The sequence below is a fragment of the Curtobacterium sp. L6-1 genome, from assembly GCF_018885305.1.
In the GTDB taxonomy this organism is placed as follows: domain Bacteria; phylum Actinomycetota; class Actinomycetes; order Actinomycetales; family Microbacteriaceae; genus Curtobacterium; species Curtobacterium aetherium.
Map to the genome: position 1 here is coordinate 584,617 of NZ_CP076544.1, position 26,524 is coordinate 611,140.

At 70.6% G+C, this 26,524-nt stretch carries 25 protein-coding genes; 19 read left to right on the forward strand and 6 right to left on the reverse strand.

All coding sequences use genetic code 11. From position 1 onward, the window contains the following. The 7 genes from ptsP (at position 1) to KM842_RS02825 (ending at position 7,955) form a co-directional block, all read left to right on the forward strand. Positions 1-1,659 carry a phosphoenolpyruvate--protein phosphotransferase gene (ptsP, locus tag KM842_RS02795; RefSeq protein WP_216260755.1) on the forward strand — a complete coding sequence of 553 codons (1,659 nt, stop codon included), beginning with the start codon at positions 1-3 and terminating at the stop codon, positions 1,657-1,659. Between the two features lie 72 nt (positions 1,660-1,731). Beyond that, positions 1,732-3,288, forward strand: a complete 1,557-nt coding sequence (locus KM842_RS02800) for a PTS mannitol transporter subunit IIBC (RefSeq protein ID WP_216260757.1) — start codon at positions 1,732-1,734, stop codon at positions 3,286-3,288. Between the two features lie 75 nt (positions 3,289-3,363). Next, positions 3,364-3,801: a PTS mannitol transporter subunit IIA gene (locus KM842_RS02805; protein WP_216260759.1), complete on the forward strand. Its 438-nt coding sequence runs from the start codon at positions 3,364-3,366 to the stop codon at positions 3,799-3,801. After that, positions 3,798-4,949, forward strand: a complete 1,152-nt coding sequence (locus KM842_RS02810) for a mannitol-1-phosphate 5-dehydrogenase (protein WP_216260760.1) — start codon at positions 3,798-3,800, stop codon at positions 4,947-4,949. Before KM842_RS02805 ends, KM842_RS02810 begins: the two co-directional genes overlap by 4 nt. 217 nt (positions 4,950-5,166) lie before the next feature. Beyond that, positions 5,167-6,099: a quinone oxidoreductase family protein gene (locus KM842_RS02815; RefSeq protein ID WP_216260763.1), complete on the forward strand. Its 933-nt coding sequence runs from the start codon at positions 5,167-5,169 to the stop codon at positions 6,097-6,099. A 163-nt stretch (positions 6,100-6,262) separates the two neighbouring features. After that, a complete protein-coding gene (locus KM842_RS15815; RefSeq protein WP_253206221.1) occupies positions 6,263-7,147 on the forward strand; it encodes a DUF805 domain-containing protein in 885 nt (294 codons plus the stop codon). A 124-nt stretch (positions 7,148-7,271) separates the two neighbouring features. Further along, complete coding sequence (locus KM842_RS02825) at positions 7,272-7,955, forward strand: DUF805 domain-containing protein (RefSeq protein ID WP_367397705.1); 684 nt, start codon at positions 7,272-7,274, stop codon at positions 7,953-7,955. A 66-nt stretch (positions 7,956-8,021) separates the two neighbouring features. On the opposite strand, the gene KM842_RS02830 is transcribed toward KM842_RS02825, so the two are convergent. The 6 genes from KM842_RS02830 to KM842_RS02855 all read right to left on the reverse strand — a co-directional run bounded on the left by KM842_RS02830 (position 8,022) and on the right by KM842_RS02855 (position 13,579). After that, positions 8,022-8,663, reverse strand: a complete 642-nt coding sequence (locus KM842_RS02830) for a TNT domain-containing protein (protein ID WP_216260765.1) — start codon at positions 8,661-8,663, stop codon at positions 8,022-8,024. A 51-nt stretch (positions 8,664-8,714) separates the two neighbouring features. After that, on the reverse strand, positions 8,715-9,488 hold the full coding sequence (locus KM842_RS02835) for a succinate dehydrogenase iron-sulfur subunit (protein WP_216260767.1): 774 nt from the start codon (positions 9,486-9,488) through the stop codon (positions 8,715-8,717). Position 9,489: 1 nt separating this feature from the next. Further along, positions 9,490-11,283 (reverse strand): succinate dehydrogenase flavoprotein subunit, encoded by a 1,794-nt coding sequence (gene sdhA / locus KM842_RS02840; RefSeq protein WP_216260769.1) that lies wholly within the window; start codon positions 11,281-11,283, stop codon positions 9,490-9,492. A 57-nt stretch (positions 11,284-11,340) separates the two neighbouring features. Beyond that, the gene (sdhD, locus tag KM842_RS02845; protein WP_216260771.1) at positions 11,341-11,787 is read right to left on the reverse strand and encodes a succinate dehydrogenase, hydrophobic membrane anchor protein; all 447 of its coding nucleotides are present in this window, start codon (positions 11,785-11,787) and stop codon (positions 11,341-11,343) included. A 13-nt stretch (positions 11,788-11,800) separates the two neighbouring features. Continuing rightward, positions 11,801-12,262, reverse strand: a complete 462-nt coding sequence (gene sdhC / locus KM842_RS02850; protein ID WP_301183813.1) for a succinate dehydrogenase, cytochrome b556 subunit — start codon at positions 12,260-12,262, stop codon at positions 11,801-11,803. A gap of 75 nt (positions 12,263-12,337) precedes the next feature. Continuing rightward, positions 12,338-13,579 (reverse strand): glycosyltransferase family 4 protein, encoded by a 1,242-nt coding sequence (locus tag KM842_RS02855; RefSeq protein ID WP_216260773.1) that lies wholly within the window; start codon positions 13,577-13,579, stop codon positions 12,338-12,340. 159 nt (positions 13,580-13,738) lie between these two features. Between KM842_RS02855 and KM842_RS02860 the strand changes: the two genes are divergently transcribed. The 12 genes from KM842_RS02860 to KM842_RS02915 all read left to right on the forward strand — a co-directional run bounded on the left by KM842_RS02860 (position 13,739) and on the right by KM842_RS02915 (position 26,427). Continuing rightward, positions 13,739-14,854: a mannose-1-phosphate guanylyltransferase gene (locus KM842_RS02860; protein ID WP_216260775.1), complete on the forward strand. Its 1,116-nt coding sequence runs from the start codon at positions 13,739-13,741 to the stop codon at positions 14,852-14,854. 133 nt (positions 14,855-14,987) lie between these two features. Beyond that, entirely contained in the window at positions 14,988-16,907 is a 1,920-nt protein-coding gene (locus tag KM842_RS02865) for an alpha/beta hydrolase (RefSeq protein ID WP_216260777.1), read from the forward strand. A 125-nt stretch (positions 16,908-17,032) separates the two neighbouring features. Further along, positions 17,033-17,410, forward strand: a complete 378-nt coding sequence (locus KM842_RS02870; RefSeq protein WP_216260779.1) for a hypothetical protein — start codon at positions 17,033-17,035, stop codon at positions 17,408-17,410. Positions 17,411-17,784: 374 nt separating this feature from the next. Continuing rightward, positions 17,785-17,937, forward strand: coding sequence for a hypothetical protein (locus tag KM842_RS02875; protein WP_216260781.1), 153 nt, complete (start codon positions 17,785-17,787; stop codon positions 17,935-17,937). Then, a complete protein-coding gene (locus KM842_RS02880; protein ID WP_216260783.1) occupies positions 17,927-18,433 on the forward strand; it encodes a hypothetical protein in 507 nt (168 codons plus the stop codon). Before KM842_RS02875 ends, KM842_RS02880 begins: the two co-directional genes overlap by 11 nt. Then, the gene (locus tag KM842_RS02885; RefSeq protein WP_216260785.1) at positions 18,423-18,938 is read left to right on the forward strand and encodes a hypothetical protein; all 516 of its coding nucleotides are present in this window, start codon (positions 18,423-18,425) and stop codon (positions 18,936-18,938) included. The genes KM842_RS02880 and KM842_RS02885 overlap by 11 nt, the downstream gene beginning before the upstream one ends. A 271-nt stretch (positions 18,939-19,209) precedes the next feature. After that, on the forward strand, positions 19,210-20,283 hold the full coding sequence (locus tag KM842_RS02890) for a BMP family lipoprotein (protein WP_216260788.1): 1,074 nt from the start codon (positions 19,210-19,212) through the stop codon (positions 20,281-20,283). Between the two features lie 91 nt (positions 20,284-20,374). Beyond that, positions 20,375-21,895, forward strand: a complete 1,521-nt coding sequence (locus KM842_RS02895; protein WP_216260790.1) for an ABC transporter ATP-binding protein — start codon at positions 20,375-20,377, stop codon at positions 21,893-21,895. After that, complete coding sequence (locus KM842_RS02900; RefSeq protein ID WP_437124538.1) at positions 21,892-23,322, forward strand: ABC transporter permease; 1,431 nt, start codon at positions 21,892-21,894, stop codon at positions 23,320-23,322. Before KM842_RS02895 ends, KM842_RS02900 begins: the two co-directional genes overlap by 4 nt. Further along, positions 23,319-24,608, forward strand: coding sequence for an ABC transporter permease (locus KM842_RS02905; RefSeq protein ID WP_216260792.1), 1,290 nt, complete (start codon positions 23,319-23,321; stop codon positions 24,606-24,608). The genes KM842_RS02900 and KM842_RS02905 overlap by 4 nt, the downstream gene beginning before the upstream one ends. 16 nt (positions 24,609-24,624) lie before the next feature. Next, the gene (locus KM842_RS02910) at positions 24,625-25,137 is read left to right on the forward strand and encodes a cytidine deaminase (RefSeq protein ID WP_301183814.1); all 513 of its coding nucleotides are present in this window, start codon (positions 24,625-24,627) and stop codon (positions 25,135-25,137) included. 3 nt (positions 25,138-25,140) lie between these two features. Beyond that, a complete protein-coding gene (locus tag KM842_RS02915) occupies positions 25,141-26,427 on the forward strand; it encodes a thymidine phosphorylase (protein WP_216260794.1) in 1,287 nt (428 codons plus the stop codon). Positions 26,428-26,524: the final 97 nt, after the last annotated feature.

The window sequence follows — 26,524 nt, forward strand, 5'->3', positions numbered from 1 at the left end:
ATGTCCGATCTGCTCGGAACCGGCGTCGGCCGCGGCGTTGCCCACGGCCCCGTGCTCCGGATGGCGGACCCGCTCGGGGAACCCTCAACCGCACCCCTCGAGGGCCCCGCCGATGACGCGAAGCACGCCGTCGCCGCAGCGCTCGCCGCCGTCGCAGAGGACCTCACGAAGCGCGGCCAGCTCGCGGGCGGCGACGCCCAGGCCGTGCTCGAGGCGCAGGCGCTCATGGCGCAGGACCCGACGCTCCTCGACGACGTGCACGCCCGCATCGACGGCGGCACCAACGCCGAGCGCGCCGTGTTCGAGGCGTTCGGCCAGTTCCGGGACCTGCTCGTCGGCATGGGCGGCTACATGGGGGAGCGCGCCGCCGACCTCGACGACGTCGCGCAGCGCATCGTCGCAAAGCTCCGCGGGGTCCCCGCGCCGGGCGTCCCCGAGTCGGCGACCCCGTTCGTCCTCGTCGCCCGTGACCTCGCCCCGGCCGACACCGCCCTGCTCGACCTCGACAAGGTCCTCGCCCTCGTCACCCGTGACGGCGGCCCGACCTCGCACACCGCGATCCTGGCCCGCGCGAAGGGCATCACCGCGATCGTCGGCGTGACCGGCGCGGACGACCTCGCCGAGGGCCAGCACGTCGTCGTCGATGCCGCGGCCGGAACCGTCGTCACCGACCCGTCCGACGAGCTCGTCGCCGACGTCGACCAGCGCATCGCCGACCGCCGTGCCGCAGCAGCCGCACCCCTGACCGCCGGTGCCCTCGCCGACGGCCACGTCGTCCCGCTGCTCGCGAACCTCGGCAGCCCCGCCGACGCCGCCGCGGCCGTGGAGCTCGGCGCCGAGGGCGTCGGCCTGTTCCGTACCGAGTTCCTCTTCCTCGACGCCCCGACCGCACCCACGGTCGAGTCGCAGCAGCGTTCCTACGAGCAGCTGCTCGCCGCGTTCCCGGGCCGGAAGGTCGTCGTCCGCGCGCTCGACGCCGGCGCCGACAAGCCGCTGCCGTTCCTCACCGACAAGGACGAGGAGAACCCGGCGCTCGGCCGCCGCGGACTGCGTGCGCTCCGGAACCACGAGCAGGTCCTCCGCGACCAGCTCACCGCGCTCGCCCAGGCCGACGCCGCGACGGAAGCCGACCTCTGGGTGATGGCCCCGATGGTCGCCGACGCCGAGGAGACCGAGTACTTCGTCGACCTGGCCCGCGAACTGGGCATCCGCACCGCCGGCGTGATGGCCGAGGTGCCGTCGCTCGCGCTGATGGCCGAGCAGGTGTTCCAGTCCGCCGACTTCGTGTCCATCGGCACGAACGACCTGACGCAGTACACGATGGCCGCCGACCGCATGCTCGGCACCGTCGCGCACTACCAGGACCCGTGGCACCCCGCCGTCCTGCGCCTCGTCGCACAGCTCGGCGCGGCCGGGGCGGACGCCGGCAAGGCGGTCGGCATCTGCGGTGAGGCCGCGGCCGACCCGCTGCTCGCCGTCGTGCTCGTCGGTCTCGGCGCCACCACCCTCTCGATGACCCCCGCGGCCCTCGCCGACGTGCGTGCCGAACTCGGCACGCACACCCTCGACGAGGCCCGCGAGATGGCGAAGGCGGCACTGGCCGCGAGCACGGCGGCGTCCGCACGGACCGCCGCCGCCGCTGCGGTCCACGCCGCCTGAGCCGCCCGCACCCAGCACCACAGCACCACACCCCGATCCCTGCAGCAGCACCCACACAGAGAGTCAACGCACATGACAACGTCGTCCGTTGCAGCGCCAGACACCCGCGAGAAGTCGCGGGGAGGCGCGCGCGTCGCCGTCCAGAAGTTCGGCACGTTCCTGTCCGGCATGGTGATGCCCAACATCGCGATCTTCATCGCGTGGGGCCTCATCACCGCCTTCTTCATCGAGACCGGTTGGACGCCCGTCGGCGTCCTCGGCGGCTTCGGTGAGACCGACGGCGTGGCCAACATCGGCCTCGTCGGTCCGATCCTGACCTACCTCATCCCGCTCGCGATCGCCTTCCAGGGCGGCCGGATGGTCTACGAGACCCGCGGCGCCGTCGTCGGCTCGATCATGGCCATGGGCGTCATCATCGGCGCCAACGGCACGATCATGATCCTCGGCGCGATGATCTGTGGTCCGCTCGGTGCGTACCTCATCAAGCAGATCGACAAGATCTGGGACGGCAAGATCAAGCCCGGCTTCGAGATGCTGGTGAACAACTACGCGGCCGGCATCCTCGGCTTCGCGCTCGCACTGGTCGGCTTCTTCTGGCTCGCCCCGCTGTTCAAGCTCATCGCCGAGGGCCTTGGCGCCGCGGTGAAGTTCCTCGTCGACAGCTCCCTGCTGCCGCTCGCCAGCGTCATCATCGAGCCGGCGAAGGTCTTCTTCCTCAACAACGCCATCAACCACGGCGTGCTCGACCAGCTCGGTGCGCAGCAGGTCCAGGAGTCCGGCAAGAGCATCCTCTTCCTGCTCGAGGCGAACCCCGGCCCCGGTCTCGGCATCCTCCTCGCCTTCACCTTCTTCGGTGTCGGCATCGCCCGCTCGACCGCCCCGGGCGCCATCCTCATCCAGTTCTTCGGTGGCATCCACGAGATCTACTTCCCGTACGTGCTGCAGAAGCCGGTCCTCTTCATCGCCGTCATCCTCGGTGGTGCGACCGGTGTCGCGACGAACGTCGCCTTCCAGTCCGGCCTCGTCGCCCCGGCCTCGCCGGGCTCGATCTTCGCGGTCCTGACCGCGACGGCGAAGGACAGCTTCCTCGGCGTCATCCTCTCGGTGATCCTGTCGGCGGCAGTCTCCTTCGCGGTGGCGTCGTTCTTCCTGCTCGCCAGCCGCAAGCGCGACCTGGCCGCGGGCAACGCCGGTGACATGAGCGCCGCGATGGCCAAGCTCCAGCAGAACAAGGGCCGCGACGTCAACGCCGCGACCTCGGGCCTGCTCGGCGACAACTCCCCGCGCAGCGAGGAGGAGACCGAGGCCGCCTTCGGTGGTGTCGGCTCCGCGACCGCCACGACGACGCGCGTCGAGAACGTCGTCTTCGCCTGCGACGCCGGCATGGGCTCGAGCGCCATGGGTGCGAGTGTCCTGCGCAACAAGATCAAGAAGGCTGGTATCGAGGGTGTCACGGTCGCCAACAAGGCGATCGCGAACCTCTCGGGTGACGAGGACCTCATCATCACCCAGGAGGAGCTCACGGACCGGGCGAAGCAGAAGAACCCGAACGCGCAGCACGTGTCGGTCGGCAACTTCATGAACGCGCCGCAGTACGACCAGGTCGTCGACCAGCTGAAGAACCAGTAAGGCAAGAGCACGATGGAGGAGGGGACGGGCGACCGTCCCCTCTTCCGCCGTCACCCACGAACAAGGAGACCCCGAATGCCCGTCCTGCAGGAGAGCCAGATCCGCATCCACACCGAGGACGCCGCGCCGACCAAGTCGGAGGCGATGAAGGAGGCGGCCGCGATCCTCCAGGAGGTGGGTGCGGTCACCGCCGACTACTACCCGGCCATGCTCGAGCGCGAGAAGAGCGTCTCGACGTACATGGGCAACTACCTGGCGATCCCGCACGGCACGAACGACGCCAAGGACGCCATCAAGGCCTCGGCGCTCTCGTTCGTCCGCTACGCCACCCCGATCGACTGGGACGGCAACGACGTCCGCTTCGTCGTCGGCATCGCGGGCGTGAACAACGAGCACCTCGACATCCTCAGCAAGATCGCGATCGTGTTCTCGGACGAGGACCAGGTCCAGGCGCTCACCGACGCCCCCGACGCCGCAGCGGTCCTCGCGATCCTCGGCGAGGTCAACGAGTGAGCACCGCCGTCCACTTCGGCGCCGGCAACATCGGCCGCGGGTTCGTCGGACTCCTGCTGCACCAGGCGGGCTACGAGGTCGTCTTCGCCGACGTCGCCGCCCCGCTCATCGACGCCCTGGCCGCCGCGGACTCGTACGCCGTCCACGAGGTCGGCTCGGGCGCCCAGGACCACGAGGTGACCGGCTTCCGCGCAGTGAACAGCGCGCAGGACGAGGACGGCGTGGTCGCCGAGATCGCCGCCGCCGACATCGTCACCTGTGCCGTCGGGCCGACGGTCCTCAAGTTCATCGCCCCGGTCATCGCGAAGGGCCTGCAGCAGCGCTCCGCCGACGCCGCACCGCTCGCCGTCATGGCCTGTGAGAACGCGATCAACGCGACCGACCGCCTGCGCGAGTTCATCGTCGCCGCACTGCCCGAGGACGAGCGCGACGAGGCGCTGGCGAAGGCCGTGTTCGCGAACACCGCCGTCGACCGCATCGTGCCGGCACAGCCCGCCGACGGTGGGCTCGACGTCACGGTCGAGACCTACTTCGAGTGGGCGATCGACCGCACGCCGTTCCAGGGCGCCGAGCCGACGATCCCGGGCGCGCACTACGTCGACGGGCTCGCCGCGTCGATCGAGCGCAAGCTTTTCACGGTGAACACCGGGCACGCCACCGTCGCGTACCACGGGTTCCTCGCCGGGGCCGACAAGATCTCCGACGCGATCGCCATCCCGGCGGTCCGGTCGGCGCTCGAGGCCGTGCTCGCCGAGACGAGCGACCTGCTGGTCCGCCGGCACGAGCTCGACCCCGAGGTGCACCGCGCCTACGTCGAGGCGATCATCGGTCGCTTCGAGAACCCGCACCTGCCGGACACGGTCACCCGCGTCGGCCGGCAGCCGCTCCGCAAGCTGTCGCGCGACGAGCGCTTCGTGTCCCCGGCGGCGGCCCTCGCCGAGCACGGGCCGGAGCCGACCGCGCTCCTCGACGCGATGGGCGCTGCGCTCCGCTTCGATGTCGCGGACGACGAGCAGAGCGTCGAACTGCAGGCGCTGCTGCGCTCCGACCGGTCGGACGCGGACATCGCGTCCGAGATCACCGGCCTGGGCGGCGAGCACCCGCTGCACGCCTCGTTCACGGGTCGGGTCGGCGCCGCCCGCGCCTGATCCGCACCGCGCACGCGGTCCGCACGCGTCCACGGGACGGACGGGAGGCCCGGTACCAGCTGGTACCGGGCCTCCTGTCCGTCCCGGCCGCGGTCGGCGGGCGCGGTCGCGCGGTCCCACGAGGACGCCCGCCCGCTCCGGACACCGCCTCGCGCGAGCGCAGGCGTGGGTGCACCGGCGCCCGCGTGCAGCGTTGCCCGCGAGTACCGTCACCGGCATGACGAAGCAATGGGTGGCGCCGCGCGCCGGCGGCAGCGAGGTGTTCGAGCTGGTCGACGTCGACGTGTCCGCGCCCGGCCCCGGCGAGGTGACCGTCCGCGTCCGCGCCGCCGGTGTGAACCCCGCCGACGTGAAGCACACGCGGACCGGCGATCCCGGCGACTTCCCCGTCCCGATCGGCTACGAGGTCGCCGGCGTGGTGTCCGCCGTGGGACCGGACACGACCATCGCCTCCGGACCGGTGACCCCCGGCGACGAGGTGCTCGCGTTCCGGGTGCACGGTGGCTGGACCGAGGAGATCACCCTGCCGGCACGGGACGTCTTCGCCAAGCCCGCCGGGCTCGGGTTCGCGGAGGCGGCCAACCTGCTGCTCGCGGGTACGACCGCCGCCGACCTGATCCGTGTCACCGCCGTCGGCGACGGCGACACCGTGCTCGTGCACGGCGCCTCCGGCGCGGTCGGCGTCAGCCTCCTGCAGCAACTCCGGTCGCTCGGCGCCCGGGTGATCGGCACGGCCTCCGCCGCGAACGCCGACACGGTCCGCCGCTTCGGTGGCGAGTGGGTCGCGTACGGCGACGGCCTGGAGGCGCGGGTCCGCGACCGCGCACCCGACGGTGTCGACGTGGCCCTGGACTGCGTCGGGTCCGACGAGGCCGTCGACGTCTCGCTCGCCGTGGTCGCCGACCGGGCGCGGATCGCCACCATCGCGGCCTTCGGCCGGGCGCAGGACGCGGGCATCACGGCCATCGGGGGGACGCAGCCCGAGAGCGCCGCCTTCCGCGACGCCGTGCGACAGCGGCTGGTGGACCTGGCCGGGAGCGCAGGACTCGTCGTCCCGGTCGCCCGGACCTTCCCGCTCACGGAGGCGCGTGCAGCACTGGAGCTCCTCGAGTCCGGGCACCCGGGCGGCAAGATCGCACTCCTGCCCTGATGGCGGTCGGCGGCGGCACGGAAGCCCTGGCACACTGGGTGCAGCGCGCGGGGCCAGCGTGCGGGGGAGTGGGGCGGCCGTGACCGACGTCGCGGCGGGCCCGGCCACCGCCGGCCGCTGGACGGACTCCGGGCGCCTCGACACCGTCTTCGGAAGGAACCCCGTGAGCGACCAGTACCCACCGCAGGACCCCTACGGCAAGCGACCCGGCGACGGGCAGCCCGACGAGCAGTCGTCCGGTGGGCAGGCTCCCGGCGGGCAGGCGCCGTACGGGCAGCCCTCGGGCCAGTCGCCGTACGGACAGGGCTCGGGGCAGTCGCCGTACGGGCAGCCTTCGGGGCAGTCGCCGTACGGGCAGCCTTCGGGGCAGACGCCGTACGGGCAGCCTTCGGGGCAGTCGCCGTACGGGCAGGCATCGGGCCAGTCGCCCTACGGCCAGTCGCCCTACGGGCAGTCGGGGTCGCAGGCTCCGTACGGCCAGTCGCCGTACGCGCAGCCGTCCGGGCAGCAGGCCTCCGGCCCGGGCCAGTACGGCCAGCAGCCGGGCCAGTACGGCCAGCAGCCGGGTCAGTACGGCCAGCAGCCGGGTCAGTACGGCCAGCAGCCCGGCCAGTACGCGCAGCAGCAGTCGTACGGCCAGCAGGCGGCCACGCAGGGTGAGCCGCCGCTCTGGGCCCCCTGGTACGGCATCCCGTTCCCGAAGGCGTTCACCCGTTTCTGGAAGAAGTACGTCCGCTTCGACGGCCGTGCCAGCCGCAGCGAGTTCTGGTTCTGGGCGCTCTGGTGGGTCCTCGGCAACATCGTCACCAACCTCATCGACACCGTCATCGGCGGGAGCGACTCGAACGTGGTCGGCGGCATCTGGGCGATCGCGACGTTCGTGGGCTTCATCGCGCTGACCGTGCGTCGCCTGCACGACCTGAACTTCTCGGGTCTCCTCGCCCTGCTGTTCATCATCCCGCCGATCGGGGCGCTCTTCGCCGTCGTGATCGGCTGCATCCCGTCCGTCCGCGAGGGCGCACGCTTCGACCAGCCGCACCGAGGCTGACCACGACCGAGCGGTCCGCAGCAGCATCGGACCGCCCTCGTTCGGGGGCCGGGGACGTCGACCACCACGGTCGCGGCCCTGGTTGACTCGGACCCGAGCACTACTCGACACCAGGGAGACGACCGTGACCGACAACCCGCAGCAGCCGTACGGCAAGCGCGACGACGAACAGCCGTACGGCCAGCAGGGCCAGTACGGCCAGCAGCAGGGTGGCCAGCAGCCGTACGGTCAGCAGCCGTACGGTCAGCAGCAGTACGGCCAGCAGCAGTACGGTCAGCAGCCGTACGCCCAGCAGGGCACCGGCCAGCAGGGCTACGGCCAGGCCGTGCCGACCGGACCGAACGGCCAGCCGCCGCTGTGGGCGCCGTGGTACGGCATCTCGCTCCCGAACGCGGTCAAGCGCTTCTTCACGAAGTACATCCGCTTCGACGGCCGTGCCAGCCGCAGTGAGTTCTGGTGGTGGTTCCTCGTCCACTCCGTCGTGCTGACGGTCCTCTGGATCCTGGTGGGCGTGGGCTTCGCGATGTCCGAGCGCCAGACGGTGACCACGGGCTACAGCGTGACGTCCGTGATGACGTCGCCCTCGCCGCTGTACCTGATCGCCTACTCGCTCGTGGGCCTCTTCGGACTCGCGACGATCGTGCCGTTCCTCGCGCTCGCGTGGCGGCGTCTGCACGACGCGAACTTCGCCGGCCCGCTGTACCTGCTCGTGCTGATCCCGTTCGTCGGCGCGGTCATCGTCCTCGTGCTCCTGCTGATGCCGTCGAAGCCCGAGGGGCAGCGGTTCGACCGTCCCGAGCGCGGCTGACGGCCACCCGGCAGTGACGACGAAGCCCTCCCCGGATCGGGGAGGGCTTCGTCGTGTGCGGCGGGGTCAGACCACGCGGACGCGGGCGAGCGAGCCGTCGACGACGAGGTCGCGGATCGTCGAGGCCGGGTTCGTGATCTCGAAGCGCAGGGCGCCGCCGGGCTGGTCGAACCAGGGCCGGACGAACCGGACGGTGACCAGGAACGGACGCTCGACGACGTAGCGGTGCACCTCCGGCGACGCGGCGGTGTGCGGCGGCAGGGAACGCGCGGGCAGCGGCGTCTCGAGCGGGTGCAGCAGGTAGCCGTCCGGACCACCGATGCGGTCGACGGGGACACCCGCCGGGATCTGGATGGTCAACCCGGCGTCCCCCGTCGCGGCGACCTGCTGCGCGAGCTGCGGGTACGTGGACGCGGAGCGGTCGCGCATGTGGTCGAGGTCCGACCGGCGGACGTCGCGGGGGTCGGGGAACGGCCGGTTGAGGAAACGGCGGAGCATCTCGACCGCGTCGGCTTCGCCCCGGACGGTGGCCAGGCGGCGTGCGGTGCCGTAGTCCACGACCTCGAGCGCGAACGAGTCGGCATCGACCGGGACGACCCGCAGGGCACCCTCGACCGGCGGTTCGTGCAGGGTCTCGCCCGGGAGCTGCACGTAGCGGACCGTGTAGCCGAGCTGGTCGAGGATGGGACGGGTCTCCGCGAACGTCATGAGTGGGAGCCTAGCGCGCCCGCCCATGACGTTGCTGGCCGATCGGCGCCGCTACGCCCGCCCGCGCATGACGGCCTGCTTGACCTCGGAGATGGCCTTCGTCACCTGGATGCCACGGGGGCAGGCGTCGGTGCAGTTGAAGGTCGTGCGGCAGCGCCAGACGCCCTCCTTGTCGTTCAGGATGTCGAGGCGCACGTCGGCGGCGTCGTCGCGCGAGTCGAAGATGAAGCGGTGCGCGTTCACGATCGCGGCCGGGCCGAAGTACTGGCCGTCGGTCCAGAACACCGGGCACGAGGACGTGCACGCGGCGCAGAGGATGCACTTCGTGGTGTCGTCGAACCGGGCGCGGTCGGCGACGGACTGGATGCGCTCCTTGCCCTTCTCCGGCGCGGACTTCGGCTGCAGGAACGGCTGGACCTCGCGGAACGACGTGAAGAACGGCTCCATGTCGACGATGAGGTCCTTCTCGAGCGGCAGGCCCTTGATCGCCTCGACGTAGATCGGCTTCGAGATGTCGAGGTCCTTGATCAGCGTCTTGCACGCCAGACGGTTGCGACCGTTGATGCGCATCGCGTCGGAGCCGCACACGCCGTGGGCGCAGGAACGACGGAACGTCAGCGAACCGTCCTGCTCCCACTTGATCTTGTGCAGGGCGTCGAGGATGCGGTCGGTCGGCAGCATCATGACGTCGAAGTCCTGCCAGCGCGGCTCGTCGTCGACGTCCGGGTCGAAGCGGCGGACGATCACCGTGACGGAGAACGATCCGGGAGGGGCGTCCTGCACGGTGTCGGTGCGGGGTGCGTCGGAGACCAGGGTGTCGGTCATCTCAGTACTTCCTCTCCATCGGCTGGTACCGGGTGATCACGACCGGCTTCCAGTCGAGCGTGATGTGGTCGTCGGCGAGGGACGAGTGCGGATCGCCCGTCAGGTACGCCATGGTGTGCTGCATGTAGTTCTCGTCGTCGCGCTTCGGGAAGTCGTCGCGCATGTGCCCGCCGCGGGACTCCTTGCGGTTCCGGGCGGAGTAGACGACGACCTCGGCCAGGTCGAGCAGGAAGCCGAGCTCGACGGCCTCGAGCAGGTCGGTGTTGAACCGCTTGCCCTTGTCCTGCACGGACACCTGCATGAACCGGTTCCGCAGCGTGTGGATCGTCTCGGTGACCCGGGCGAGGGACTCGTCGGTGCGGAACACCTGCGCGTTCTTGTCCATCTCCTCCTGCAGCTCCTTGCGGAGCACCGAGACGCGCTCGGTCCCGCTGGAGGCGCGGAGCTGCTCGAGCATGCCGCGCACGTTCGCCGCCGGGTCCTCGGGCAGCGGCAGGAACTCCGCCGTCTGCACGTACTCGGCCGCGTTGTTGCCGGAGCGCTTGCCGAAGACGTTGATGTCGAGCAGCGAGTTCGTGCCGAGCCGGTTCGAGCCGTGCACGGAGACGCAGGCGCACTCGCCGGCGGCGTACAGGCCCGGCACCACGGTCGTGTTGTCGGAGAGCACCTCGGCCTTGACGTTCGTCGGGATGCCGCCCATGGCGTAGTGCGCGGTCGGCATGACCGGGACCGGCTCGACGACCGGGTCGACACCGAGGTAGGTGCGGGCGAACTCGGTGATGTCCGGCAGCTTCGTCTCGAGCACCTCGGCACCGAGGTGGGTGCAGTCGAGCAGCACGTAGTCCTTGTTCGGTCCGGCACCGCGGCCCTCCGCGACCTCCTGCACCATGCACCGGGCGACGATGTCACGCGGCGCGAGGTCCTTGATGGTCGGGGCGTAGCGCTCCATGAACCGCTCACCCGAGGCGTTGCGGAGGATGGCGCCCTCACCGCGGGCACCCTCGGTGAGCAGGATGCCGAGGCCGGCGAGCCCGGTCGGGTGGAACTGGAAGAACTCCATGTCCTCGAGCGGCAGGCCCGTCCGCCAGACGATGCCGACGCCGTCGCCGGTCAGGGTGTGGGCGTTGGACGTGGTCTTGAACATCTTGCCGAAGCCACCGGTCGCGAAGATCATCGCCTTCGCGTGGAACACGTGCAGCTCACCGGTCGCGAGCTCGAAGGCCACGACGCCGGCGGGCTGCTTGCGGGTGACGCCGTCGTCGCCCACGACGTCGACCATGATGAGGTCGAGCGCGTAGAACTCGTTGTGGAACTCGACGCCGAGCTTCACGCAGTTCTGGAACAGCGTCTGCAGGATCATGTGGCCGGTGCGGTCGGCGGCGTAGCAGGCCCGGCGGACCGGGGCCTTGCCGTGGTCGCGCGTGTGGCCGCCGAAGCGCCGCTGGTCGATCTTGCCCTCGGGCGTGCGGTTGAACGGCAGGCCCATGTTCTCGAGGTCGATGACGGCGTCGATCGCCTCCTTCGCCAGGATCTCGGCGGCGTCCTGGTCGACCAGGTAGTCGCCGCCCTTGATCGTGTCGAAGGTGTGCCACTCCCACGAGTCCTCTTCGACGTTCGCGAGCGCCGCCGCCATGCCGCCCTGCGCGGCACCGGTGTGGGAGCGCGTCGGGTACAGCTTCGAGATGACGGCGGTCTTCGCCTTCGGGCCGGCCTCGATGGCGGCCCGCATGCCGGCGCCTCCGGCGCCGATGATGACGATGTCGTACTGGTGGTGGTGGACGGTGATGTCGGTCACAGGGGTCTTTCGATCAGGAGGTGGAGCGTGCAGGACGGCGCGTGCGGGAGGTCGTCGCTACTGCGCGGGGCAGAACGACGGCAGGTCCGCGGCGGCAGCGCCGGCGGGGCACGGGTCGAACGTCCAGCACACGAGCGTGCCGAGGACGATCAGGAGCACGCAGGCGACGAGCACGGCGCCGAGCAGGGTCTTGCGCACGGCGGGCTTGGCCACGTAGTCGTTGATGATCGTGCGCATGCCGTTCGAGCCGTGGATCAGCGCGAGCCAGAGCATGAGCGTGTCCCAGATGCGCCAGAACGGGCTTGCCCACTTGCCGGCGACGAAGGCGAAGTCGATCTGCTTCACGCCTTCGCCGGCGACCATGTTGACGAACAGGTGGCCGAAGATGAGCACGACGAGCAGGACGCCCGACGCGCGCATGTAGATCCAGCCCCACTTCTCCCAGTTGGTGGTGCGGCGGGCGGCGTCGGCGCTGCGGGGCGGTGCGATGGTCTCGGTGGTCATGACTGCCCTCGGTTCAGTTGAAGTCGGCGACGAGGTTCATGAGCTGACGCGGCAGGAAGCCCGCGATCGCCACGGCCCAGAGCACGAGGACGACCCAGAACATGGCCCGCTGGTACTTCGGTCCCTTCGACCAGAAGTCGATGAGGATGATCCGCAGCCCGTTGAACGCGTGGAACACGATGGCGCCGACGAGGGCGATCTCGCCGAGGTTCATCAGCGGCGTCTTGTACGTGCCGATGACCGCGTTGTAGGCCTCGGGCGAGAGCCGGACCAGCGCGGTGTCGAGGATGTGCACGAGCAGGAAGAAGTAGATCGCGACACCCGTGATGCGGTGCAGCACCCACGACCACATCCCGATCGAGCCGCGGTACAGCGTTCCCTGTGGGACGCGTGTCCGAGGTGCGTCGATCGACGTACCGTCGATGGTCACCTGCGGGGTGGCTGTCGCCGTCCCGCCTGCGGTCTGCTCGGCCATGAGCTCGCCTTCCCGTAGGGCCGGCGCACCGATCGGCGCGCCGTTGCCGTCGTGTTCGTGTGGAACACGTCCATCCTACGTCCGAGCACCGACCTTCTCGTTCCACCCGGTCTTGGCAGCGCGCGCGAGGGCGGGGGGAGCGCCGACCGCGCGGGCCGTCTCGTGGTGCGCGAGGAGCTCGTCGCCGACCGCCTCCCACGTGGTGCCCTCGACGCGGAGGCGACCGGCGGACCCCATCCGCTCGGCGAGCGCGCGGTCGGCGTGGAGCCGGGCGACCGCAGCGCGCAGGGCCAGCGGTTCGTCGGGGTCGTAGAGCTCGCCGTCGAGACCCGGGGCGACGAGGTCGAGCGGCCCGCCGGAGGCCGGCGCGACGACCGGCAGGCCGGCAGCGTGGGCCTCCTGCAGGGTCTGCCCGAACGTCTCCGCCGCCCCCGTGTGCACGAAGACGTCGAGCATCGCGTAGGCGTCCGCCAGGGCCTCGCCGCGCAGCGGCCCCGTGAAGGTCACGTCGAGGTGCCGGAGCCGACGTTCGAGGAACGGCCGGGAGGGTCCCCCTCCTGCGACCACGACCCGGATGCCCGGCATGCCGCCGAGTTCGGCGAGCCGCTCGACCTCCTTTTCCGGTGCCAGCCGACCCACGTAGCCGACGATCGTCTCGCCGCGCGGCGCGATGCGGCGGCGCATCGCGCGGACGTGGGCGGACGAGCGGCGAGCCGGGTGGAACAGCGCCGTGTCGACGCCGCGCCCCCACCTGGCGACGCGCGGCACGCCCTCCTCTGCGAGCATCGCCGCGGTCGCGGAGGACGGCGCGAGCGTCAGCGAGGCGCCGGCGTGGATCCGCCCGAGCACCCGTCGGACCAGCGGGGCGGCCGCGGAGAGCCCGTTGCGGCGTGCGAACCCGGCCACGTCGGTCTGGAAGACGGCGACGGAGGGGATGCCGAGCCTCCCGGCCGCGGTGATCGCGCGACCGCCGAGCAGGAACGGGCTGGCCGCGTGCAGGACGTCGGCACCGGAGGCGGCGAGGATCGTGTCGAGGACCGGGTGGGGGAGGGCGACCGGGAACTGGCGGTAGGCGACGGCCGGGATCCGGTGCACGTCGAAGCCGAGGTGCCGTTCCTGTTCGGTCCGCGACCGACGGGCGCTCTGCCCAGGGGTGTCCGGGGCGATGACCACGGCACGGTGGCCGCGTCGTCGGAGGTGTTCGAGCACCGCGAGGACGCTCGTGGTGACGCCGTTGAGGGTGGGCAGGAAGCTCTCGGTCACGACGGCGACGGTCCGGGGGGACTCGGTGCCTCGCTCCACGCTGCGTGCGTTCATGGCACGCCCATGCTCACGACCGAGCGTGGACGACCGGGGGGCGTGGCGTGAACGCGGCGCACGCGCGGGGTGAACAGACCGTGCGCGTCCGGCGCTGCTGCTCACGACACGTCCAGGCGACGCGCAGGTCCTTCCCCGGCTCGCCGGTACGGTGGGCGCGTGACGGACGCACTCGACGACTTCTACGCGATCATCCCCGCCGGCGGGATCGGATCGCGCCTGTGGCCGCTCTCGCGCGCCGACGCCCCGAAGTTCCTGCACGACCTGACCGGCTCCGGCTCGTCCCTGCTCCGGCAGACGTGGGACCGTCTCGCCCCGCTCGCCGGACCGGACCGCATCATGGTCGTGACCGGGCGCGCACACCGTGCCGCGGTCGAGTCGCAGCTGCCGGGTGTCGAGGACCACAACGTCGTGCTCGAGAGCGAGCCGAAGGACTCCACCGCGGCGATCGGCCTCGCTGCGGCCATCCTGCGACGTCGTGAGCCGGGCGTCGTCATCGGGTCGTTCGCCGCCGACCACGTCATCAACGACGCCCGTGGCTTCCGCCGGTCCGTCCGCGAGGCCGTCGCGGCAGCCCGCGCCGGGTACATCAGCACCATCGGCATCACGCCCTCCGAGCCGGCCATCGGGTTCGGGTACATCCACGCGGCCGACGACTCGCTCGGCGTCGACGGTGCACCGACCGCGCACGCCGTCCGGTCCTTCGTCGAGAAGCCCGACCTGTCGACGGCGAAGCAGTACCTGTCGAACGGGTCGTACCTGTGGAACGCCGGCATGTTCATCACGCGGGCCGACGTCCTGCTCGCCGAGATCGGCCGCAACGAGCCCGAGCTGCTCGCCGGGATCGAGGAACTCGCCGCCGCGTGGGACACCCCGGCCCGCGGCGCCGTGGTCGACCGCGTCTGGCCGGCGCTCAAGAAGATCGCGATCGACTACACCGTCGCCGAGCCCGCCGCAGCAGCCGGTCGGATGGCGGTCGTCCCGGGCGACTTCGACTGGGACGACGTGGGCGACTTCGCCTCGCTCGCGAAGCTGCAGTCCGGCGGTCGCCAGAACAACCTGGCGGTGCTCGGCGACAACGCCCGCATCCTGGCCGACTCGGCGAGCGGCATCGTCGTCTCGCAGAGCAACCGGCTCATCTCGCTCATCGGGGTCGAGGACATCGTCGTCGTCGACACCCCGGACGCGCTGCTCGTCACCACGAGCGCGAACGCGCAGCGGGTCAAGGGCGTGGTGGACGCGTTGAAGATCAGCGGGCGGGACGACGTGCTCTGAGGAGCGCCCGTCCGACCACCAGGAGCGGCATGCTGCGTTATCGTGGGTGGTCGCAGCGGGGGCTGCGGGGGAGCCTGGGGAGAACAAATGGTGGACATCAAGTACGACGCGGGGGACGCGTCAGCGTTGAGCAATGCGCTGCGTACCGCGGATGGCGTCCTGCGCGGGCAAGCGTTCCGGGGCGGTGCCGACTGGTCTGCAGGACTTCTCCGGGGCCTACGCGAAGCGGTTCCAGGAAGCCGCGATGATCGAGGCCGAGGACCGGGGCAAGCTCGCCGGGGTCCTCGCCGACTTCGCTGATGACATCGATGCAGTGAGTCGCCAGGCCGTGGAGGAACGTCAGCGGATCAGCGACCACGATGCGTGGAAGCAGCGAGAAGCACAACGCAACGCTTTCGTCCAGGCGTCCGGTGGCGGCGTCGCGGGGGTGGCAGTACCGCTGTGGGAGTTCGTCACGGACCACGAACCCTCGACCACGCCGATCACCCCGAAGCCGCTGACGGCGGCCTTCCACGCACGGCAGCGTCCGCACTCGGCCGGCGGCGATGGCAGCGGGAAGAGTTCGGCAGACCCGACCCACCTGCGCACCTTCGTGTCCACCACCCGCTCGGCCGACAGTGACGCCGACACCGAGCTGCAGCGGCTGCAAACCGCATGGTCGAGCTTCAAGGCATCGTGCAGCTGGGCGGTCGTGGACGGGCAGAGCGCGCTCTCCGGGTTCCGCCAGTACCTGCAGCACAACGAGTCGGACTGCACGTGGAGCGAGCACGTCGCCAGCGCCTTCGAGAAGGCAGGGGGAGCCGGAGCGCTCCCCGACATGGTGCTCGCCGTCGCCACGAACGGGCGGACGCCACCGGTGCTCGATGCGTTGTTCGCGGAGGGTCTGACCCCGGCCGAGGTCGCGAAGCGGTGGGCAGCGCTGGGGCTGTCGAAAGCCGATGCGCCGGCACTCCGCGCTCTACCGCAGTCGGTGCTCGAGAAGCTGGGCAACCTCGAGGGCGTTGCCTACTGGGCACGAGACACGGCCAACCGATCGGTGCTCGGTCTCCGCATCGACCAGGTCCAGAGCCAGCTGGTGACCGCGCAGACCGGGTCCGCCTGGTCGGGTCAGTACGGGACGCCGTTCCAGCAGCAGATCGCCTCGCTCGAGAAGGAGTTGAAGGCCTTGCTCAACATCGAGGCAACCCTGGGGAAGAAGGGCGAAGGCGCCCGGTCCCTGGTGTCCCTGACCGACGACGTCCCGCCGCTTGCAGCCGTCTCGATCGGTGACCTCGACACGGCGGACAACGTGACCTGGGCGGTGCCGGGGATGAACACGACGACTGCTGACATGTCGTCGTGGACGAACGCCGCACAGAACATCTACAACCAGCAGATCGTCGCCGCTGGCGAAGGCGAGCGTGCGGTCATCTCCTGGATCGGGTACGAGACCCCCGGTGTGACAACCGTCCTCGGCATGGACAAGGCGGAAGCCGGCGCCGAGAAGCTGGCGGCGTCAGTACGCGGGCTGGATGCCGTCCGGGCTGACGACATGCCCACCACGAACATCGTCGCGCACTCGTACGGTACGACGACAGCCGGGGTCACACTCTCACGATCGGACATCCACGTCGACAGGTTCGTTGCCCTGGCGTCCGCTGGTCTGCCGGACACGGTCGATGCGGCCGACGACCTGCACGCTAGCGAGGTGTACGCCGGACAGGCGCGGAACGTGCTCTTCGACGAGGGCGGTAAGGGTGACGAGCTGGCGACGGTGGGTCGGAGCTTTAGCCAGAGCCATCACGTCGACCCGTCGAAGCCGGGCTTCGGTGCGATGACGTTCGGGGCGAACGGCGGTACTGCGGCTGACGGCACCACGACGAACCCGGTCCTGCACCACGATCCGTTGAACGCGGATGGTGGCGGGTACCTCGACCAGAACACCGAGACCCTCTACAACGTGGGCGCGGCGACGACCGGACGGAAAGACAAATTGACGGAATTCGATCCGACGCCTCCGACCGTGCGAGACCAGTGGCTGTTGGGCGTCAGAGATCCCGACGGCGGAGAGTGATGTCGATGCGTACACGTGGTGTTCGGTTGGCCGGGATGCTTCTCCTCCTCGCGCTGTTCGGCGGATCGGCTGTCGGCTGTGCACAAAGTCCGGCCCCTGAACCGCAAGCAGAGAGGACACCCGCGGTGGATTCCGAGAGCGCGCAGCAACGAATGGTCGACGTCGTGAAGGACGCGACGGAGAGCCTCGGTGGTGACTGGAAAGTCCGGTCTGGGCCGGACTACGCAGAAGCCTGCCGATTACCCGGCGGGGACACCGGAGCGAAGTGGACGTACTTCCTCACCCGCGCGCAGACCGGCGACGTCTCTGCCGACGCAGCCAAGGTCGAAGCTCGTTGGAAGGCCCTGGGAATGTCCATCGAACACCTGGGCACGAAGACGGAGCCGACAGTCATCGGGCGGGGCGGCGATCGCACCGATTCCATCAGCTTCTCCATCGCGCCTGGGCTCTACGCCATCCAGAGCGTTTCGCTTTGCTTCCCGGGTGATGCAGACCAACTCTGAACGAACGCGCTGCCGGACTGACGGATGACCGGCAGTTCCGGCCTGCGTCGGAGCGCGGTGTGCGCACTGGTACTCGTTCCGATCGAACTGATTGTCGCCGCTTGTGCGCAGCACCCATCGGTCACGACCACCCCGCTCGCGACGGCGGCTGTGACGCCTGCAGCCGCGAAGCAGCAGATGGTCGGTGCGGTGGACGACCTCACCGGACGGCTCGGCGGGGACTGGGAACAGGGCACGGGTCCGGACTACGCCGATGGTGCGCCCTGCCGGGCGGACAGCCGGGTGCGCAGTGGGTGGACGTCCGGACGCGTCCGTCGGTCGGGGCCGTCGCGGAGGACCTGTCCGCGGTCGAGGCGCAGTGGAAGCGGCAGGGCATGACCATCGACCGGTGGGGTTCCACGGCTCATCCGACCCTCGTCGGCTGCGGCGGCGCGGCGACCCACTCGATCAGCCTCTCGGTCGCTGACGACCAGTACGGAGTCCGGGCGCTGTCGCGGTGCTTCCCCGGGGACCCCGATGAGCTCTGACACGATCACCGCACGCCGATGGACCGCGGCCACGATCGGTGTGCTCGTCGTCGGCGCGCTCGTCGGCTGTGCGACGCCCGCTCCGACACCGACACCGAGCGAGACGGCGACACCGGTGCTCGACGCGGACACCGCGCAACGGCAGATGGTCGATGCCGTCGACCAGGTGACCACCGCGTTGGGCGGCACGTGGCAGCACGAGACCGGTCCCGACTACGCGGAGGACTGCCGGTTGTCGAACGGCGAGCCGGGTGCGCAGTGGCGCTTCCTCGTCACACGCGGCTCGATCGGGGACGTACCCGCGGACGTCGCCGCGGTGACGGCACGGTGGAAGGGAGAGGGCATGTCGCTGGACCGGTGGGGCATGCGGCACGAGCCCACGATCACAGGCCGCGGCGGTGGGACGACGAGGTCCATCAGTCTCTCGGTCGCCCCGGACCTGTACGGCGTCGAGGCCGTCTCGCTGTGCTTCCCCGGAGACGCTGATGCGCTCTGAGCGCAGGCTGCGACGATGCGCCGGGGTCCTCGGGACCGGTGTGCTCGTCGTCGGTGTGCTCGTCGGCTGCGCGGCAGCTCCGGCCCCCGCACCGGCACCGACGTCCGAGCACGCTGTCCCGGCCGTCGACCGGGACGTCGCGCAGCAGCAGATGGTCGACGCCGTCGAGGCGGTCACCGGTCGACTCGGTGGGACGTGGCAGCCGCGGACCGGCCCCGACTACCTGGAGGACTGCCGGCTCCCCGACGGAGACCAGGGCGCGAAGTGGCGGTACCTCGTCACCCGTTCGGGCACCGGCGACATCGCCGGCGACGTCGCTGCGACCGAGGCACGGTGGACGGAGCAGGGGATGACGATCGACCACTGGGGGACGGAGGACCGACCGACCATCGTGGGGCGTGGTGGCGGGCGGACCGACTCCGTCCGGTTGACGGTGTCGGACGGACAGTACGCGGTCCAGGCTCTCTCGCTGTGCTTCCCCGGCGACGCGGACGAGGACTTCTGAACCACACTGCGGACCGGTGGGTGTGGGGGATGCCTGCACGATCCTCCAGACCGGCGCCCGGCTGTAGCGCTCCATCACGAAACCCCTCGAACTGGGGTCATGGAGCGGCAGCCGCGTTTCCGGCGCGTTACGGCGCGGTCGCGATCACGTAACCGATCCCGGAGGGGCTCCGGACCGGTCCTGTACCGCCCGGCCGGTCGTGTACTGTCCTCACGATCGCCCGGTGCGCAGTGACTCCGGGCCGACTCCCGATCTCCCCGGAGGAACCCCCGTGTCATCTCGTACCCGCCGCGTCGCCATGAGCGGCCTCGCGCTCGTCGGCACCGTCGCCGTGCTCGCCGGCTGTGCGTCCGCCCCGTCGGACTCCGCCTCGTCCAAGAAGTCCGACTTCCTGCCCTGCATGGTCTCCGACGCCGGTGGCTTCGACGACAAGTCGTTCAACCAGCTCGGCTTCGAGGGCATGAAGGACGCCGCTGCCGAGATCGGTTCGAAGTTCAAGCAGGCCGAGTCCAAGGACGCCACGGTCTACGACTCGAACATCCAGCAGCTCGTGAACCAGAACTGTGGCCTCATCGTCACGGTCGGCTTCAACCTCGCCGCCTCGACCAAGAAGCAGGCCGCGGCCAACCCCGACACCGACTTCGCGATCATCGACGACAACTCGATCGACGCGGAGAACGTCAAGCCGATCACCTTCGACACCTCGCAGGCCGCCTTCCTGGCCGGCTACGCGGCGGCGTCCTACTCGAAGTCCGGCACGGTCGGCACCTTCGGCGGCATGCAGATCCCGACCGTCACCATCTTCATGGACGGCTTCGCGGACGGCGTCGAGTACTACAACGAGCAGAAGAAGAAGGACGTCAAGGTCGTCGGCTGGGACGTCAAGAGCCAGAAGGGCTCCTTCACCGGTGGCTTCGAGGCCGGCACCCAGGCGAAGTCGGTCGCGCAGTCGCTGCTCGACCAGGAGGCCGACGTGATCCTGCCCGTCGGTGGCCCGATCTACCAGTCCGCCGCAGAGGCCATCAAGGACGCCGACAACGGCTCCGTCCTCATCGGTGCGGACAGCGACCTCTACGAGGCCGACCCCCGCTACAAGGACATCGCCTTCACCTCGATCGAGAAGGGCATGCGCCCCGCGGTCAAGGACGTCGTCGAGCAGGCGTCGAAGGGCGACTTCGCGAAGACCCCGTACGTCGGCACGCTGAAGAACGACGGCGTCGGCATCGCGCCGTTCCACGACTACGAGTCGAAGGTCGACTCGGGTCTGCAGGGCGAGCTCGACGAGATCAAGTCGGGCATCATCGACGGCTCGATCACCGTCGAGACCGAGGCATCCGTCAAGTAGTCCGTCGAACGCGGGCGGGGGATCACTCCTCCGCCCGCGTTCTCGCGCGCACGGACCGGTGCGCGCCCGAGACAGAAATAGACTCACCGACATGAAGCTCGAACTCCGCGGCATCACGAAGCGGTTCGGCAGCCTGGTCGCCAACGACCACATCTCGATCACCGTCCAGCCGGGCGAGGTGCACTGTCTCCTCGGCGAGAACGGTGCGGGCAAGTCGACCCTGATGAACGTCCTCTACGGCATGTACCAGGCCGAGGAGGGCGAGATCCTGCTCGACGACGTCGTCCAGCACTTCGACGGACCGGGTGACGCCATGCGCTCCGGCATCGGCATGGTGCACCAGCACTTCATGCTCGTCCCCGTCTTCACCGTGGCCGAGAACGTCATGCTCGGACAGGAGGAGACGGCCTTCGGCGGACGTCTCGACCTCGCCGGCGCCCGCAAGCGCGTCCGGGAGATCTCCGAGCGCTTCGGCTTCGACGTCGACCCCGACGCCCGTGTCGAGGACCTGCCCGTCGGCGTGCAGCAGCGCGTCGAGATCATCAAGGCGCTGTCCCGCGACGCCTCGGTCCTGGTCTTCGACGAGCCCACGGCCGTCCTGACCCCGCAGGAGACCGACGAGCTGATGGGCATCATGCGCCAGCTCCGTGCCGCCGGCACCGCGATCGTCTTCATCACCCACAAGCTCCGCGAGGTCCGTGAGGTCGCCGACCGCATCACGGTGATCCGTCTCGGCAAGGTCGTCGGCGAGGCGTCCCCGGCCGCGTCGAACAGCGAACTCGCCGCCCTGATGGTCGGCCGCAGCGTCGAGCTCGTCGTCGACAAGGCACCGGCGACCCCGGGGGAGGCCGCCCTCGTCGTCGAGGACGTCACCGTCACCGACGCCACCGGCCACGTGCTCGTCGACGACGTGTCGTTCACGGTCCGCCGCGGCGAGGTGCTCGCCATCGCCGGCGTGCAGGGCAACGGCCAGACCGAGCTCACCGAGGCGATCATGGGCCTCGAGCCGGTCCGCTCCGGCCGCATCACGCTCGACGGCCGCGAGGTCACCGGGCGCAGCGTCAAGCAGATCCTCGACGCCGGTGTCGGGTTCGTGCCCGAGGACCGCAAGGAGGACGGGCTGGTCGGCGAGTTCACGATCGCCGAGAACCTCATGCTCGACCGTGCCGACGCCGCCGAGTTCGTCCGCGCCGGCACGATCCGCGCCGCCGAGCGGGACAGCTTCGCCGACGAGAAGATCGCCGAGTTCGACATCCGCACGCCTGGTCGCACCACGGCGGCCGGCCGGCTGTCCGGCGGCAACCAGCAGAAGATCGTCCTCGCCCGCGAACTGAGCCGTCCCCTGCGGCTGTTCGTCGCCGCGCAGCCCACGCGCGGCATCGACGTCGGGTCGATCGAGTTCGTGCACAAGCGCATCGTCGAGACCCGCGACAGCGGCGTCCCGGTGATCGTCGTCTCCACCGAGCTCGACGAGGTCGTCGCGCTCGCCGACCGGATCGCCGTGATGTACCGCGGCACGATCGTCGGCATCGTCCCCGCGTCCACCCCCCGGGACGTCCTCGGACTCATGATGGCGGGCGAACTGCCCGCAGGAACGGAGCTCGCCGCGTGAGCGACACCACGCCGGAGCACGGCGGCGCCACCCCGCCGTCGGACCGCACCCAGCCCGCCGACGCCACCACGGGCCTCCCGGCCGGTGCCGGGACCGCCGCGGACGCGACCACCGCGACCACCGCGGCCGACGCATCCACGCCGGCCGTCGACGACCGCCTGCAGGAGGTGTCGGGCGCCCCGCACCTGATGACCGACTCGGCGACCGACAGCGAACGCCGCGAGGGCCGCTGGAGCGACGCGCTCCGGAGCATCGTGAACGGCTCGGTCCTGACGACCGTGCTCGCCGTCGTCCTCGCCCTCGTCGCGAGCGGTGTCCTCATCGCCCTCACCGACAAGGACGTGCAGGCCGCGGCCGGGTACTTCTTCGCCCGGCCCGTCGACACCCTGCGCGCGATCGGCACGGCCGTCGGCGGCTCCTACTCGTCGCTCTTCCAGGGCTCGGTCGTCAACTTCGGCGCACCGTCCGCCGCCGCCGCGATCGCCCCGATCACGCGCTCGGTCGACTACGCCGTCCCGCTCGTGGTCGCCGGACTCGGCGTCGCCGTGGCGTTCCGCACCGGACTGTTCAACATCGGCGGTCAGGGGCAGGTCCTCGTGGCCGCCGCGGCCGCCGGCTGGGTCGGGTTCTCGTTCGACCTGCCCGCCGCGGTCCACATCCCGCTCACGATCGTCGCCGGCATCGTCGGCGGTGCGGTCTGGGCGGGGATCGTCGGACTCCTCAAGGCGCGCACCGGTGCCAACGAGGTCGTCCTCACGATCATGCTCAACTACGTCGCCCTGTACCTGGTGAGCTTCATGCTCCGCACCCCGGGGCTCCTGCAGGCCGGCGGCAGCCCGAACCCGATCTCGCCGCCCACGCGCGACTCCGCGGTGCTCCCGGCACTGTTCGGCGAGCGGTACGGCATCGACCTCGGGTTCGTCGTCGCCCTCGCCGCCGTCGTCGCGGTGTGGTGGCTGATGAACAAGTCGTCGCTCGGCTTCCGGTTCCGCACCGTGGGCGAGAACCCGCGTGCCGCCCGGGTGGCCGGCATGAGCGTGCCGATGCTGACCATCTGGGTGATGGTCATCTCCGGTGGCCTCATCGGCATCGCCGGCGCCTACCAGGTCGAGGGCGCGGTCACGACCGGGTTCACGTCGGGCATCGACGCCGGCATCGGCTTCGACGCGATCACCGTGGCCCTGCTCGGCCGGTCCAAGCCCTGGGGTACCTTCTGGGCGGCGATCCTGTTCGGCGTGCTGAAGAACGGCGGCTACGCCATGCAGGCCGCCAACGGCATCCCGATCGACATCGTCAGCGTCATCCAGGCCCTCATCGTCCTGTTCATCGCGGCCCCGCCGCTCGTCCGCGCGATCTTCCGGATCCCGCAGCCGGGCGCCCGTCGACGCACCAAGCAGAGCACCAAGCGGAAGGCAGTCGCCGCGTGAGCACCCTCAGCCCCACGGCGGTCCCGGCGACCCCCGTCGACGGCCGCCCGGTCGAGACCACCCGGAGCTGGAAGGCGCCCGTCGCCTTCGCCGTCTTCACGGTGCTCGCCGGCGTCCTGTTCCTCATCGTCGGCGGTGACGGGACCACCACGTTCCGGCTCGCGAACGCTGGCGACTTCGTGCAGCTGCCGAACGTCGGCCTGCCCGCCCGGGCGACCGGCGTGGTCGTCGTCGTGCTCCTCGCCGCCGTGACGGCGGCCGCCTTCGCCCTGGTTGGCAACCACCGTCCGGTGCCGCTCTGGCTGACGAGCGTGTTCGCCGTCCTGTTCGTCGTCGGCTTCCTCACCTGGTCGGCCGCAGGCAAGACCATCCCCCTGCCGGGTCTGCTCGTCGGTGCGATCGGCCTGAGCGTGCCGCTCGTGTTCGGTGCGCTCGGCGGCGTCATCTCGGAGCGCGTCGGTGTCGTGAACATCGCGATCGAGGGCCAGTTCCTCGCCGGCGCCTTCACGTCGGCGCTCATCGCGTCGATCACCGGCTCGGCCTGGGTCGGTCTGGTCGGGGCGCTCGTCGCCGGCGTGCTCGTCTCGTTCGTCCTCGCGGCGTTCAGCATCAAGTACCTCGTCGACCAGGTCATCGTCGGTGTCGTCATCAACGCGTTCATCTCCGGTCTGACCGGGTTCCTGTACTCGCAGGTGCTGTCGCCGGCCGAGACGACCCTGAACGTCGGCATCCGCTTCCCGAAGGTCGAGATCCCGGTGCTGCACCAGATCCCGGTCATCGGCCCGGTGTTCTTCGAGCAGACGGTCATCGTCTACCTGGCCTACGTCGCGGTCGCGGTCGTCACCTTCGCGCTGTTCAAGACCCGCTGGGGCCTGCGCCTCCGTGCGGTTGGCGAGCACCCGGAAGCGGCGGACACCGTCGGCATCAACGTCACCGGCACCCGGTTCTGGAACGTCTCGCTCGCGGGCGCGATCGCGGGTCTGGGCGGCGCGTACTTCACGCTCGACGCCGTCGGCCCCTTCACGAAGGACATGACCGCGGGTGCCGGCTACATCGCCCTGGCCGCCGTCATCTTCGGCCGCTGGGACCCGATCAAGGCGACCCTCGCGGCCCTGCTGTTCGGCTTCGCGTCGAACCTGCAGAACACCCTCGGCGCGATCAACTCGCCGGTGCCGAGCGAGTTCCTGCTCATGCTGCCCTACGTCGTGACGATCTTCGCGGTCGCCGGCCTGGTCGGGCAGTCGCGCGGACCGGCGGCGTCCGGCAAGCCGTACATCAAGAACTAGCCGGGAGGCCCGCCACATGACCGACACGAACGCTGCGGACCGCGACCAGGTCGCGGACGCGACCGCCTGGACGGACCCGGCCACGAGCCTCCCGTCCGACCCGGACGCCGTGATCGACGGGAGCGTCGACGTCGACTGGGACGCCCTGCGCGATGCGGCGACGACCGCCATGGGTCGGGCGTACGCGCCGTACTCCTCGTTCCCGGTCGGGGCCGCGGCGCTCACCGACGACGGCCGGATCGTGTCCGGCTGCAACATCGAGAACGCGTCGTACGGGGTCACCCTGTGCGCCGAGTGCTCGCTCGTCTCGCAGCTGCACATGACGGGTGGCGGCAAGCTCGTCGCGTTCACCTGCGTGGACGGCGACGGCGCGACCCTGATGCCGTGCGGCCGCTGCCGGCAACTGCTGTTCGAGCACTCGACCGAGGGCATGCTCCTCGAGACCGTCTCGGGCATCCGCACCATCGACGAGGTCCTGCCGGACGCCTTCGGGCCCCGCACCCTCGCCACGTACCGACAGGAGCACTGAACCATGGCAGTCGAGCCGTTCGACACCGTCGACCTCATCCGCACGAAGCGGTCGCACGGGACGCTGTCCACCGCCGAGATCGACTGGCTGGTCGACGCCTACACGCGCGGCTACGTCGGCGACGAGCAGATGGCCGCCCTGGCGATGGCGATCTTCCTCAACGGCATGGAGCGTCGCGAGATCAAGGACCTGACGCTCGCGATGATCGCGTCGGGGGAGCGGATGTCGTTCGGCTCGCTCGGCAAGACGACCGTGGACAAGCACTCGACCGGCGGTGTCGGCGACAAGATCACCCTGCCGCTCGCCCCCCTCGTCGCCACGTTCGGCGTCGCGGTGCCGCAGCTGTCCGGCCGCGGGCTCGGCCACACCGGCGGGACGCTCGACAAGCTCGAGTCGATCCCCGGCTGGCAGGCCGCGGTCTCGAACGAGCGCATGACCGAGATCCTCGACCAGGTCGGCGCCGTCATCTGCGCCGCCGGTTCGGGTCTGGCCCCGGCCGACAAGAAGCTCTACGCCCTGCGGGACATCACCGGCACGGTCGAGTGCATCCCGCTCATCGCGTCGAGCATCATGTCGAAGAAGATCGCCGAGGGCACGGCCGCGCTCGTGCTCGACGTGAAATTCGGTTCGGGCGCGTTCATGGCGGACTTCGAGCAGTCGAAGCTCCTCGCCCAGACGATGGTCGACCTCGGCAAGGACGCGGGCGTCGCGACCTCGGCGCTGCTCACCGACATGGAGGTCCCGCTCGGTCTGACGATCGGCAACGCCCTCGAGGTCCGGGAGTCCGTCGAGGTCCTCGCCGGCGGCGGCCCCGCCGACGTGGTGGAGCTGACGGTGTCCCTGGCGGAGGAGATGCTGCGACTGGCCGGCGTCCCCGACGCCGACCCCGCCGCCGCCCTCGCCGACGGCCGTGCGATGGACACGTGGCGACGCATGATCGAGGCCCAGGGCGGTGACGCCTCGGCCACGCTGCCGGTCGCCGCGGAGTCGCACGTCGTCACGGCGACCGAGTCCGGCGTGCTCGCGACGCAGGAGGCGCTGCCCTTCGGCATCGCCGCCTGGCGTCTCGGCGCCGGCCGCGCCCGTGCGCAGGACCCGGTGCAGGCCGGCGCCGGCATCGAGCTGCACGTCAAGCCGGGCGACACCGTCACGGCCGGGCAGCCGCTGTGGACGCTCCACACCGACGAGCCCGCCCGGTTCGAGCGCGCGCTCGAGTCGCTGGAGGGCGCCTGGTCGATCGGCGACGCCGCGCCGGAGCGCGGGCCGATCGTGCGCGAGCGGATCCAGTAGGGGCGGTCACGTCCCGACCGACCGCCGGACCGGAGGCTCCCCGCGCGCGGTGTGGGGAGCCTCCAGTCGGTCGTCCACAGCGTTGTGGCCGTCCCCC